The organism is Pseudomonas sp. FP1742 (assembly GCF_030687145.1).
Lineage (GTDB): Bacteria > Pseudomonadota > Gammaproteobacteria > Pseudomonadales > Pseudomonadaceae > Aquipseudomonas > Aquipseudomonas frederiksbergensis_D.
On record NZ_CP117460.1, the window covers coordinates 4,380,728 to 4,393,697 of the forward strand.

Sequence of the window (12,970 nt, forward strand, 5' to 3'; positions counted from 1 at the left end):
TGGGCTGTCTCACGCTGCTCGCGAAGCGCGCACTTTCTCGTATCGCGAGAACCCGATCTTGATGCCGACCAGAATGGGGGCAGCGATTACAAAAAGCAGGGCCACGGCGATGAACGCTGTGTCGAAGGCAATCACCGTGGACTGACTTGTCACTAACCGGCCCAGCAGGCTCGTCGCTGCCCGGCCAGCGGACGCTGCATCCATTCCTTTCACGGCCAGCATGGCTGTCGTGGTCGTCATCCGCTCAATGACCGCGGCGCCGCCTGGGGTGACGTTGGCGCCGAGGACCACGGCATTGGTGACGATGTTATGGTCGATCAGGGTCTGGAGCCCTGCGACGCCGATAAGACCACCTAGCTGGCGACCCGTATTGAAAAGGCCTATTCCACTAGCGAGGTTTCGGCTGTTGAGGTGGCTGAAAGCGATCAGCGTGATCGATAGAAACAGGAAGCCAAGCCCCAGGCCGCGCAACAGGATGGCTGCCATCATATCGTCCGCCCCGCTTTCGCTGGTCGAACCGGACAGCATCCACATCGCCACCATGATCATCAGGATTCCAAAGGGCACGGTGGCGAACGGCGCAACGCGGCGGGCCTGCATGAGCCAAGCAGATATGAGCAGCGCGCCGACAAAAAACGCGCCACTGGGCAACAGGAGCTGACCGGCATCGGTCGGTGTGAACCCGAGGACCGACAGGGCGAACGCCGGAATCAGGAACGCGCTGCCGAACAAGGCGGCGCCGGCGACAAAACTGACGATAAAGGCGAAGGAAAAATCGCTGGATTTGAACGGGGTGAAATCGAGCAGCCCCTGCCCTTCGGCCAACACTTGATGGCCGAGAAATGCCAGCAGAGCCGCTGCGCCGATCACCGTTAGCCACAGGATGCGAGGCTCCTCGAACCAGTCCCATCGGCTGCCCTGGCTGAGAACATAGGTGAAACAGAACAAGGTGGTACAGATCAGCGAGAAACCGATCCAGTCAAACGGACGGTACCGGACCTTGGCGGGCATTGGGCCGTCTGCGATCAACACAAGCCCGGTAGCCACCAAGGCGATCGGGACCACGCTGAAGAAGATCCATGTCCAGGATTGGCTATCGATCAACCACCCTTGAAGCGCCGGGGCAAGCGTCGCCGGCGCGACAACGGAGCCCATGGCAAACAGGGCCTGGAGGATTGGCTGACGGGACCGCGGATAAGCGCGAAATATGATCGCCTGCCCCCCGACCAGCAGGATGCCACCGGCAAAGCCCTGGATAACTCTAAGTGCAACCAGCAGATCCAGCCGAGCAGTGATGGCGGCAATGCCGCACGCCAGGCCCATGACCAGAGTTGAACTGATAATCACATGACGCGCAGCGAAACGGTTCATCAGCCAAGGGGCAGCCATGAACCCGATCAGTTTGAGCGCGACGTAGCCGATATCCAACCAGGCAAACTCATCCGGCGTTGCATAGGTGTCGCCAATGATGTCGCTGCGTCCGAGCGACAGAACGGTGCTGGCTATCGCTTCCGTCAGCGTGGCAAGCATGATGCCCGCCATGAGCAGGACACCTGTCGTAGCGCGGGCATTGCTTCGCGTGGCGCTGGCAACCGTATTCATGAGCCGCCCCCTTGCGCAACCTCGACACGCGCGGACAGGCCCGGGACGATGCGGCCCGGCAACGGGTTGTGGGCAAGCCGGATCTTTACCGGAACCCGCTGCACGACACGCACAAAGTTCCCTGTTGCATTGTCTGTGGGGAGCAAGCTGAAAGCCGACCCGCTACCCGGTGCAAAGCTGTCGACCACGCCTTCAAGTGCCCCGTCGGGATAGCCGTCGACCGTGATGCGCACGCGCTGACCGGGGCGGATATGTTCGAGCTGGGTTTCCTTGAAGTTCGCCACGACCCATACATCATTGACCGGCACGATATCGAGCAACGAAACACCCGGTGTAACGAACCGGCCGACGCGGACTTGACGGTTACCGATAACGCCATCGACAGGCGCATGTACCACGGTGCTGTCGAGATCGATCTGGGCCAGATCGCGCGCGGCCTGCGCCTGCGCCAGGGCAGCAACGGCAGCTTCTCGCTGGGCCACAAGGACGGCGATGCGTTGCTGTTGAGCCTCGACCGTTGCCGACGCTGCCGATACCGTCGCCTCGGCTCTGGATTGTGCCGTGCCGGTTTCATCGACGAGGGCCTGGCTGACGGCGTTGCTGACGATAAGTTTGCGGCTGCGATCATGGGTCTTGGTGGCCAGATTCATCTCGGCGGCGGCCGAGCGTCGCTGGGCTTCGGCCTGTCGAATCAGGGAATGCTGAAGCCGGGTTTCGGCATCGACATGGGTCAGGCGAGCCTCGGCAGCGCTGACATTGGCCACTGCCTGCGCAAGCCGTGCGCGATAGTCCCGATCGTCAATCCGGAACAGGACGTCACCTGCCCGGACGGTCTGGTTGTCCTCGACCTCTACCGCCGTGACATAGCCGGCAACCTTGGCGGCGAGCGAGGTGAGGTCACCGCGCACATAAGCATTATCGGTGGAGGTCGAACCGCTTGAAACCGCCATGGCCCAGCCGCCAGCCAAGATCACCACGGCGCCGACGCACAGCAGGATGCCGATCATCTTTCTCTTGCTGTGCCGCGCCACCACGACAGGGATCTCGACGCTTGCGCCGGTGGCAATGGCGGCCTTGTCCTGAAGCGAGTTCATGTTCTCATTTCCTGTTCAATGCCAAGGACCTACAGCAGCCACAGGGCGGCAGTTGCCTGCCGTCCGGCTGTCGAGCGTCGATGAGCGCGTTAACCGGCTCACTTTTTAGTAGGTGTAACCAGTTGTTTTTCGTTGCTGTCGAGGACGAACACGGCCAGCAGGCGTGCAGGTTTGGTGTCGCTGGCGTTGGCGCTGACTTCGTGCACGGAGCCCGGCTCCTCTACGAAGTTTTCGCCGACGTTGTAGATCTTTTCCGGTTCGCCTTTGACTTTGATGCGAAACGAGCCCTCCAGGACCGTTGCATAAATGAAGGCCGTTTTCGGATGGGTGTGCGACGGCGACGCGGCGCCCGGCCCATACTCGACGAGTACGCCCTTCATGCTCTTGCCAGGGATGTTGGGAATGGGCCGGTCGAATACGACCGTCACCTTGCCTGCGGGCGGCTCGGCGGCCGACGCTGCGCCGATCGACAGCGCGGCGAAGGCAGCGGCCAAGAGGTATCGGGTAAACATGGCAATGCTCCTTGGTGTGTAGGGGGTGTGAGCGCGCGGCCCGTTACCGAGCTGTCGACTGAGCGAGCCAGTCCTCGAAGCGGATCGTGCCCAGGCGCGGGCTCTTGCCGGGGGTCAGCGATTGATCGTCGAGCACCGAACCGAAGTAGCGCGCATGCACATCCGGCACGACCTTGCGCGTGTCGTGAGTGGCCCGCAGGAAGCGCCGGACCAGTTCGTCGAGTGGCATGGCCTCGGGACCGGCGACTTCGACCGTGCCATTGACCGGCGCTGCCAGCGTGACCTCGGCGAGCGCCGCCACCACGTCGTCGGACGCCATCGGCTGGATCAGCGCTGGCGACAGGCAAATCTCCTCGCCGACGGTGGCCGCCTGCGCAATGCCGCCGACAAACTCGAAGAACTGCGTGGCACGCAGGATGGTGTAAGGAATGCCGGACGCCTTGATCAGGTTTTCCTGCGCGACCTTGGCCCGGAAATAGCCATTCTCGGGAAGCCGTTCACTGCCGACGATCGACAGGGCAACGTGATGGCGAACCCCGGCAGCCGCCTCGGCAGCCAGCAGGTTACGGCTCGACGTTTCGAAGAACTCGAGAACGGCCTGGTCTTCCCAGGAAGGCGCGTTCGCCACGTCGACGACAATATCAGTGCCATCCATCGCTTGGGCCAGGCCCTCGCGGGTGATGCTGTTCACGCCCGTGCTGGGGGAGGCTGCGAGCACGTCATGGCCGCGCTCGCGGAGGATATTCACAAGTTTCGATCCGATGAGGCCGGTGCCTCCAATGACGACGATCTTCATGGTTTCTCTCCGATTCTCGACTGCAACCATTGCTGTCGATGTAGATCGAGAGTGCCAGCGCGTGTCAGGGAAGTCCTTGTACCGGCCTTGGGTTTGCCTTCAAGGAAGCTTGGTTTTTCGTCCAGAAAAACAGTTATTCGACGGGTCTCCCTTGCCGCGAACGGTGCAGCGGATCAAGCGCTGCCGTATTATCGAGACCACTGACCAATAGCCAGCTCAGACACGGAGTCGAGGGCGCGCTCGACCAGGGGATCCTCACCTTGCCATTCGTGTTTGAAAACTACGTGCTCGACCAGGAGCGCCGGGAACTGACCTTGCGCGGACAAGTGGTGGCTGTCGGGCCGCAGGTTTTCGATCTATTGCTGCTGCTCGTCAGCAACCGCGATCGCGTCATGAGCAAGGACGACCTGCTCAAGTCAGTGTGGAGCGGTCGGATCGTCTCGGAATCGACGATCACCAGCCACATCAATGCGGTGCGCAAGGCCATCGGCGATACCGGCGAGGAGCAGCGCCTGGTGCGCACGGTCCCCCGTAAGGGATACCGCTTCGTCGGCGAGATAACGGTGGATGAGGTCGGCGAAACGCGACAGCCTGACATCGAAGAACCCACGCCCGTGGACTTGAAGCCAACGCCTCCGCCCACGCTCGTCCTCCCGGACAAACCCTCCATTACTGTCCTGCCCTTCCACAACCTGAGCGGCGATCCGGAACAGGAGTATTTCGCCGACGGCATGGTGGAGGACATCATCGCCGCCCTGTCGCGAATCCGCTGGCTGTTCGTCATCGCGCGCAATTCAAGCTTCACCTACAAGGGTCGGGACGTGGACGTCCAGGGCGTCGGCCAGACGCTCGGCGTGCGCTACGTGCTGGAAGGTAGCGTGCGCAAGTCCGGGAACAAGATACGCATCACCGGGCAGCTCATCGACGCGACGACCGGGACGCATATCTGGGCGGAGCGCTTCGAAGGAACGCTCCACGACATCTTCGAGCTGCAGGATCAAATCGCCGAAAGCGTCGTCGGCGCCATAGCACCGCAACTGGAACGGGCGGAAATCGAGCGCGCCAAGCGCAAACCGACCGAAAGCCTGGACGCTTACGACTATTACCTGCGCGGCATGGCGAAACTGCACAACGGCACCCGCGAAGCCATCGAGCAAGCGCTGCCGTTGTTCTACAAGGCCATCGAGCTCGATCCGGAGTTTGCATCGGCCTACGGCATGGCAGCCTGGTGCCACTTCTGGCGCAAGTTGAATGGCTGGATGACCGATCGGCCTCAAGAAATCGCCGAGGGCGCACGACTTGCGCGTTTGGCGGTAGAACTCGGCCGGGATGATGCGGTGGCGCTGACGCGAGGCGGACATGCACTTGCCCATCTCGCCGGCGATGTCGATGGCGGCATTGCCCTGCTCGACAGGGCACGCCTGCTCAACCCCAACCTCGCCCCCGCCTGGTTCCTGGGCGGTATCCTGCGCGCACTGCGCGGCGAAGCAGATGCCGCCATCAAGGATTTGACCCATGCCGTTCGCTTGAGTCCGCTGGATCCGGAAATGTTCAGGATGCAGGTCGGGATGGCGCTCGCGCACTTCTTCGCCGGGCGCTTCGATCCAGCTTCTGACTGGGCGGAAAAGGCACTGGGGAACCTGCCCTGCCTCCTGGCATCGGTTGCCCTGATGGCGGCCAGTCACGCGCTCAGCGGACGGATGGACAAAGCGAAGCAAGCGATGCAGCGCCTGCACGAACTGGATCCGTCCTTGCGCGTCTCTAACCTGAAAGACTGGCTGCCCATCCAGCGACCCGAGGATTTTGCGCGGTTTGCGGATGGGTTGCGGCTGGCTGGGTTGCCGGAGTGACTGCGGTCTGGTGACTTGAATTGCTGGTCAAGACCAACGCGGGAATTCCCTACGGCAATCGGTGCCCCTTGGAGCTGCCGAAGGCTGCGATTCTTTTGATCTGAAAAACCAAAAAGCCCCGCCCCGCCTAGAAGGGACACAGCCCAAAGCGGACAATCCGACTGCTTTTTCAATGCGGCCTCAGACTGAGTCTCGATAAACTCGAGATAGGGTGTACCATCAGGCTCTGTCCATCAGATATTAGTCCGTCATGTCCACGCTAAGCGAAGAGAGCCGCCAGATCGTAGCTTCTCTGGCGCACCGTGTTGGCCCCGACGCGGACATTGCAAGGGTCGCCCAGGCGATCGTTTCAACCTTGCAGGATATGGACGCTGCCCTCACGCCCATCATTGGGCCGCAAGGGGTTGCCGCGCTTTACCGCCGCAGCCTCCAGCTTTGCACTTGCGCTCATCCGCGCCTGGCCGGTACCTATGACCGCGTGCAGGCCGCGCTGGATCTGGCTGCCCTCAAATCCGTACTCGTTGAACAAAGCGAAGCCGATGCGTTGTTTTTCGGTGAAGTGATGCTGATCACCTTCTACGAACTGCTGACCACGCTGATCGGGCCCTCGCTCACCGCACGGTTGCTTCGTGACGTGTGGGAACCTTCTTTGAGCGACACCCCATCGCAGGAAAATTCGCCATGAGCACCAAAGTGACTATCAACCGCTTGGCCACCGGCGTGCCAGGATTGGACGAGGTGCTGGGCGGAGGTTTGCCGGAGTTTTCGTTCAACTTGATCGCCGGCCCTCCCGGCTGCGGCAAGACTACCCTCGCTCACCAGATGATGTTTGCCCTGGCGACGCCCGAACGTCCGGCGCTGTTCTTTACGGTGCTTGGCGAGCCGCCACTGAAGATGCTGCGCTATCAACAGCAATTCGATTTTTTCGACAGTGAAGCGATCAACCATTCGATTCGCTATATCAACCTGGCCAACGACACCCTCGCCGGAAATCTGGACGAAGTGCTGCGGCGCATCGTCAGCGAGGTGGAGGCGCACTCTCCGTCGCTGGTGTTCGTCGACTCGTTCCGTTCGGTGGTGCTGGCCAGCCAAACCCAGGACAACCCCAACAACAACCTGCCGCAGTTCATTCAGCAACTGGGCATGTTGATGACCACCTGGCAGGCGACGACCTTCCTGATCGGCGAATATTTCACCGAAACCGACACCAACCCGATTTTCACCGTGGCCGATGGCCTGATCTGGCTGCGTCAAAGCGTTCAGCGCAATTCCATGGTGCGCAAGATGGAAATCATGAAGATGCGCGGCCAACCGACACTGCCGGGGCTGCATACCTTCCGCATCGCGACGTCGGGGATCAAGGTCTTTGCGCCAGCGGCCCCCAACCCGGTTGAAGCGCCGCTGGAGTTCCCTATCAAGCGCCTGAAGATGGGCGTGCCGCAGCTCGACGAGATGCTCGGCGGCGGTCTGCCCCGTGGTTATTCCTTGCTGGTAGCCGGGCCGTCGGGTTCGGGCAAAAGCATTCTGGCCGCGACATTTCTCGCTGAAGGCGCGCGCAATGGCGAAACCGGCGTGATCGCGGTGTTCGAACAGCGGCCCAATCACTCCCAGAATGCCACCCTCGCTGGCCTGATCCAGAGGGGCCAGGTCGGTCTGGTGGACAGCCGGGCCCCGGACCTCTCCATCGACGAAATCGTGCAGTTGCTGTTGAGCGAGATCACCCGGCTGAAAGCCACCCGCGTGGTGATCGATTCGCTGTCGGGCTTCGAACTGGCGCTGGCGCCGACCTTCCGCGAGGACTTCCGCGAGTCGCTGTCACGCATGGTCACCGCGCTGACCGGCGCCGGGGTCAGTGTGTTGATGACCTCCGAGTTGGAAGACCGCTACACCGATCTGCGTTTCAGTCCTTACGGCACGGCGTTTCTCACCGATGCGATCATCGTTCAACGCTATATTGAAGTTGAGAGCCGCTTGTTGCGGATCATGGCCGTGGTCAAGGTCCGCGCCAGTGCCCACTCAGATCAGTTGCGCCAGTACCACATCGACGATAACGGCCTGCAGATCGGCGAAATGCTGCCGGACCAGGAAGGGCTGCTCGGTGGTCGACCGACAAGACAGAGTTCAGGAGCGGTACGTACGGGAGATAAAAATGTTTGAGCCCGACTCATGAGTAAAGCCGGTGGCAAGAAGGAACGTGAGATGGCCAATGCTGCTCACGAACTCTTCCTGCTTGGACAAAAGACTGTTGAAGCGCGCGCCGTACTGGCAGCACTGCAAAAACAGTTGAGCGACGCCAGCAGCCGGTTGGTGGATACCCAGCAGGTCGAGCAAGTGATCGAGGCCAATCAGCAGCTGGTACTGGCGATACTCTTGGCGCAATCAGACGCTGTACCCCCCCCTCGTCTGGAGGAGCAGCGTTTGTACCAGCAATTGCGCGAGGCTAATGCGCAGCTGGTAATGGCTGCGCTCAGCGCTCAAGACCTTCAGGCAACAGCCGAGCGCGCATTGAACCAGCAGAAAAACGTACTGGCGATGGTGGCCCATGAGCTGCGAAATCCGTTAACACCTATCAGCATGATTGCAGAGCGTATGGTTCGACTGCCCAGCGACCAACTGCCGCGAATGCGTGAGTTGATTGAGAGTCAAGTACAGCATATTTCACAGCTGGTCGACGATCTGCTCGACGTCTCCCGCGCCAGCACGGGCAAGCTGCGAATCAATCGCCGCGATGTCGACATGATGCAAATTCTGATTGAGGCTGTTGATGCGTGTGGTCCTGTGATGATCGCGCAACAGCAGCAGTTCGACGTCCATCTTCCAGATGGCACCTTGATGGTGAATGGTGATTCAGGACGCCTCGCTCAGATTCTCCACAATCTACTGGCGAATGCAGCCAAGTACACTCCGGCCGAAGGCAGAATCAAGCTGTCAGCCACGGTAGAGACTGACGTTCTGAAGATAAGTATTTCCGACAATGGAATCGGCGTTTCGGCTAAAGCACTCCCTTTTATTTTTGACCCTTATGTTCAAGACGAACACGCCATAGGTTTCAACGGCTCCGGTTTGGGCATCGGGTTGACCGTCGTTCGGGAGCTGGTCGAAGCACACGGGGGCAAGGTCACCGTCACGAGCGAGGGTAATGGTAAGGGAAGTGAGTTCGTGGTGATGCTGCCGCTGGTGAGCCATTGATGCTTCTTTAGAGCTAATCGACAGAAAACTACTGCTTGTATTTGGATCAAGCTCTCTTTGGAAGGTCATATGAAAACTATTAAAGGGGCGTTGTTAATCATTCTTATTGTTGCCCTGGCCATCGGGGCGTTTAACTTGATATTCGTGGCAGTGTCTGGCTACTTTGGGCCGTTTTACGAGAGCGAGGCAGACCAAAGTCGGAACTTTGCAATTTGGCTTTTGGGTAATGCGGGGGTTGGGTTGCTTTCGATTGTCATGGGTGTCGTTTTGTATCGGCGATATCTGCGCAGGGCACGACACGCAAACACCACGAACTCGTAGGAGCTGCCGAAGGCTGCGATCTTTTGATCTTTCGCCCACAAAAAAGCCCACTGACCGTCACCGGTCCAGTGGGCTTTCGATTAGGCCTCTAGTTACAGAGCCATATCCGTCGCAGCATTCTCTTTCACAGCCTTAGGCTTCTCAGCCGGAGCAGCAGGAGCCGCTGCCTGACCAATCACCGGCGGCGGAGTCAGCTCCAGCACCTTGGCGGTGTAGGCCCACTCCTGCGCAACCTTCTCAGGGCTGCTGTTCAGCTGAGTGCCATAGCTAGGCACGATCTGGTGCAGTTTTTCCTGCCAGGCAGGAGTCGCAACCTTGTCCTTGAACACTTTCTGCAGCACGGTCAGCATGATCGGTGCGGCAGTCGATGCGCCTGGCGATGCGCCCAGCAGGCCGGCGATGGTGCCGTCTTGCGAAGCAACGATCTCGGTACCCAGCTTCAGCACGCCACCGGCAGCTTCATCACGCTTGATGATTTGCACGCGCTGGCCGGCTTGCCACAGGCGCCAGTCTTCGGCTTTGGCATTCGGGAAGTATTCTTTCAGGGCATTCATGCGGTCTTCGTCAGACAGCATCAGTTGGCCTGCCAGGTACTCGACCAGTGGGTATTCCTTGATGCCGACGCGGGTCATTGGCCACACGTTGTGCGTGGTGGTAGTGGTCAGCAGGTCCAGGTACGAGCCTTCTTTGAGGAACTTGGTGCTGAAGGTCGCGAATGGGCCAAACAGGATGACGCGCTTGCCGTCCAGAACACGAGTGTCCAGGTGCGGAACCGACATTGGCGGTGCGCCAACGGAGGCTTTGCCGTAGGCCTTGGCCAGGTGTTGTTCGGCGATGGTCGGGTTTTCGGTGACCAGGAACGAGCCGCCAACCGGGAAGCCTGCGTATTCCTGGGCTTCAGGAATGCCGGACTTCTGCAGCAGGTGCAGTGCACCGCCGCCCGCGCCGATGAACACGAACTTGGCGTCGGTTTCGGTTTTGGTGCCGTCTTTCAGGTTTTTGTAGCTGACGCGCCAGCTGCCGTCTGCGTTCTTGGTGATGTCTTGCACTTCGCTAGACAGCTTCAAGTCGAACTTCGGCGTGGTTTGCAGGTGCGCGACGAACTGGCGGGTGATCTCGCCAAAGTTCATGTCGGTACCGATCGGGCTCCAGGTGGCCGCGACTTTCTGGTTCGGGTCACGCCCTTCCATCATCAGCGGAACCCACTTCTTGATCACAGCCGGGTCTTCGGAGTACTGCATGCCGGCGAACAGCGGGCTCGCTTGCAGGGCTTCGTAGCGCTTTTTCAGGAACTTGATGTTGTCATCGCCCCACACAAAGCTCATGTGCGGAGTGGAGTTGATGAACGAACGCGGGTTCTTCAGTACGCCTTGCTGAACCTGCCAGGCCCAGAACTGACGGGAGATCTGGAAGGCTTCGTTGATTTCAACGGCTTTCGTGATCTGGACGTTGCCCTTGTCGTCTTCCGGGGTGTAGTTCAGCTCGGCCAGGGCGGAGTGACCGGTACCGGCGTTGTTCCAGCCGTTGGAGCTTTCCTGGGCGACGCCGTCGAGGCGCTCGACCATTTCCATCGACAAGTCGGGTTCCAGCTCATTGAGCCATACACCCAGCGTTGCACTCATGATGCCGCCGCCAATGAGCAGCACATCGACTTTCTTTGCCTCCGCGTAAGCGGACGTGATCCCCATCGACAAAGCCAGCCCCAGCAGGGCTGTGTTCAGTTTCTTAAACATTTGTAGCACCTATGATAAACGCCATCCGCCTCCAATCCTCAATCATGAGCAACCCAGGTTCACGGGTACGCAGGCAGCGTGCCGCGGGTTTCTGCATTCAGAAAGATTTGAAGGAGGGCACACAAGGCCGACGTGTCTCCATCGACCTCAGTTATATGTCCCTCGTGCACTGACTTCTTATCATTATTGGCTCAGCTACTTGAGCGACATTGATTCTGTCGCACGTCTGTGGACGTACGAACCGAATAAGTCAAACCAAGTTAATGCGACAGAATATCACGCCTCGGCCAGCCTGCGCGCCCGAAAGGACTCGACAGTCTAGACGGGACGAGGCCCGCGCTCGGCGTCTTTGCTCAAACGATCCAGCACAAACGCCTTGGCGTTGCGCGTCATCTGGTCCAGATGCCGGTCGCGTTGCTTCTCTGCATCGATCATTGCCCGCTTGCCGTGTTTTTGCAGCAGATAGGTATGTATCTGCCGCACCTCCAAGGAACTGTAGATCGATGTGACATCCAACAGGCCCATCAGGCCTTCAGTGCTGTGATCACGGGTGTTCATCAGCACCTGGGTGCCGCGCACGCCCAGCACCTGGAAGCCCATCGACTCGAACCACGGCACCTTGGCGACGGTGCAGGTCAACTCGGCATGGGGGTAGCGGCCGAGCATGTCTTGCAGCATCGCCCGTGCGACGCCCCGCCGCCGATGACTGGCCTGCACGGCCATATACGCTACGCCGCACGCCTGGGGATCGTCCTTGACCGGCAGGTACAGCACAAAGCCGATGACTTTCCCGGGGTCTTCGTCGTCCGTGGCGACGATCAACTCGACCGCAATGCCTTTGGCGCCGCCGAGCGCTTCCAGGTACAGATGAACCTCATAGCCCACCGTGTATTGATAGACGTTGTACAACGGGTTGCTCGGCGCGATGCCCACCATGCTGATGTCGGTGAGGTTGTCGACGACCATCTGCAGAATCTGGCTGTTGATGGGCTCCGGGCAGGGAGTGGCAAAGTGGGTGAGCTGGGGCATTGCGTTTCTGACTCCGGGTTAATTCCTCCGCCATTGTCACAGATCGAGCCCCTCGCAGGAAAATCACCGCTCGGGGGCAACGATGCGAAAGCGGATGTGGATGTCGTTGGAAACTACCGTGTCGCCCCACTCCCCCTCCCCGATCTTGAAGTCACTGCGTTTAAGGATGATGTCGCCATCGAAAATCCCGATGGCCCGCTCCGGCTTCAACTGCACCGGTACCTGCAACACGCGTGTCAGGCCCCTGAGCGTGAGTTTGCCGGTGATCAAGTAGCGGCGGTTACCCAAGGCTTTCACCCCGGTTGATTCAAAGGTCGCCACCGGATAATCCGCCGTGTTGAACCAGGCGGGCTTTTGCAACTCGGTATTGGCGTCGCTGCTGCCGGCGTCGATGCTGGCGAGGTCGATGGTCAGCATGGCGTGGGCTGCTTCGGGCTTTTTCGTGTCGAAATCGAGCGTGGCGTCAAACTTGCCGAAGGTGCCGTACGCCCTGGAACCGAACTGGTTGTAGGTGAAGGAGATCTTGCTGGCGGTGGTGTTCACCCGGGTGTATTCAACGGCGTGGGCGCAGGGCAAGGCGCCGATCGTGAGGATGGCGAGCACTGCGGCGACTCGCGGGAATCGAAGGTGCATGGGATTCTCCGGGTGGAACGCCCTTCAGGGATTGAAGTGCTGCACCCGTGTGGCTGCAATAGCTGGACTTAAGCAAATATTCGAGGGTTATTCCAGCCCAGCAGAGCCCCTGCTCCTCAAAAGCCCGGCCCCACGGGTCTTTGGACTCGCCGGAAAGCCCGATGCGCCTAAAGTTGTGCTCTTGGCCGCCGACTCCCTTTTACTAACTCCT

General features: G+C 59.9%; 12 protein-coding genes. 5 read left to right on the plus strand and 7 right to left on the minus strand.

The features are described 5' to 3' along the window. Positions 1–9 precede the first annotated feature (9 nt). From PSH64_RS19595 to PSH64_RS19610, 4 genes are all read right to left on the minus strand, one after another. Positions 10–1,602: a DHA2 family efflux MFS transporter permease subunit gene (locus PSH64_RS19595; RefSeq protein ID WP_305478297.1), complete on the minus strand. Its 1,593-nt coding sequence runs from the start codon at positions 1,600–1,602 to the stop codon at positions 10–12. Beyond that, on the minus strand, positions 1,599–2,696 hold the full coding sequence (locus PSH64_RS19600) for an HlyD family secretion protein (protein WP_105346800.1): 1,098 nt from the start codon (positions 2,694–2,696) through the stop codon (positions 1,599–1,601). The genes PSH64_RS19595 and PSH64_RS19600 overlap by 4 nt, the downstream gene beginning before the upstream one ends. Positions 2,697–2,794: 98 nt before the next feature. Further along, positions 2,795–3,208 carry a cupin domain-containing protein gene (locus tag PSH64_RS19605; protein WP_305478298.1) on the minus strand — a complete coding sequence of 138 codons (414 nt, stop codon included), beginning with the start codon at positions 3,206–3,208 and terminating at the stop codon, positions 2,795–2,797. 43 nt (positions 3,209–3,251) lie between these two features. Further along, the gene (locus tag PSH64_RS19610; protein ID WP_305478299.1) at positions 3,252–4,004 is read right to left on the minus strand and encodes an SDR family oxidoreductase; all 753 of its coding nucleotides are present in this window, start codon (positions 4,002–4,004) and stop codon (positions 3,252–3,254) included. 260 nt (positions 4,005–4,264) lie between these two features. Here PSH64_RS19610 and PSH64_RS19615 point away from each other — a divergent pair, with 260 nt between their 5' ends. From PSH64_RS19615 to PSH64_RS19635, 5 genes are all read left to right on the plus strand, one after another. Further along, positions 4,265–5,854: a winged helix-turn-helix domain-containing protein gene (locus PSH64_RS19615; RefSeq protein WP_305478300.1), complete on the plus strand. Its 1,590-nt coding sequence runs from the start codon at positions 4,265–4,267 to the stop codon at positions 5,852–5,854. Between the two features lie 250 nt (positions 5,855–6,104). After that, positions 6,105–6,539: a hypothetical protein gene (locus PSH64_RS19620; RefSeq protein WP_225602876.1), complete on the plus strand. Its 435-nt coding sequence runs from the start codon at positions 6,105–6,107 to the stop codon at positions 6,537–6,539. Next, a complete protein-coding gene (locus tag PSH64_RS19625) occupies positions 6,536–8,011 on the plus strand; it encodes an ATPase domain-containing protein (protein WP_305478301.1) in 1,476 nt (491 codons plus the stop codon). The genes PSH64_RS19620 and PSH64_RS19625 overlap by 4 nt, the downstream gene beginning before the upstream one ends. 9 nt (positions 8,012–8,020) lie before the next feature. After that, positions 8,021–9,043: a sensor histidine kinase KdpD gene (locus PSH64_RS19630; protein WP_305478302.1), complete on the plus strand. Its 1,023-nt coding sequence runs from the start codon at positions 8,021–8,023 to the stop codon at positions 9,041–9,043. A gap of 69 nt (positions 9,044–9,112) precedes the next feature. Beyond that, a complete protein-coding gene (locus PSH64_RS19635) occupies positions 9,113–9,364 on the plus strand; it encodes a hypothetical protein (RefSeq protein WP_305478303.1) in 252 nt (83 codons plus the stop codon). A gap of 92 nt (positions 9,365–9,456) precedes the next feature. Here the strand turns inward: PSH64_RS19635 and mqo are convergent, their stop codons facing one another. The 3 genes from mqo to PSH64_RS19650 form a co-directional block, all read right to left on the minus strand. Then, on the minus strand, positions 9,457–11,097 hold the full coding sequence (mqo, locus tag PSH64_RS19640; protein WP_105346821.1) for a malate dehydrogenase (quinone): 1,641 nt from the start codon (positions 11,095–11,097) through the stop codon (positions 9,457–9,459). Positions 11,098–11,415: 318 nt separating this feature from the next. Continuing rightward, positions 11,416–12,126, minus strand: coding sequence for a GNAT family N-acetyltransferase (locus PSH64_RS19645; RefSeq protein WP_305478304.1), 711 nt, complete (start codon positions 12,124–12,126; stop codon positions 11,416–11,418). A gap of 63 nt (positions 12,127–12,189) precedes the next feature. After that, positions 12,190–12,759 (minus strand): YceI family protein, encoded by a 570-nt coding sequence (locus PSH64_RS19650; RefSeq protein ID WP_105346825.1) that lies wholly within the window; start codon positions 12,757–12,759, stop codon positions 12,190–12,192. Positions 12,760–12,970 lie beyond the last annotated feature (211 nt).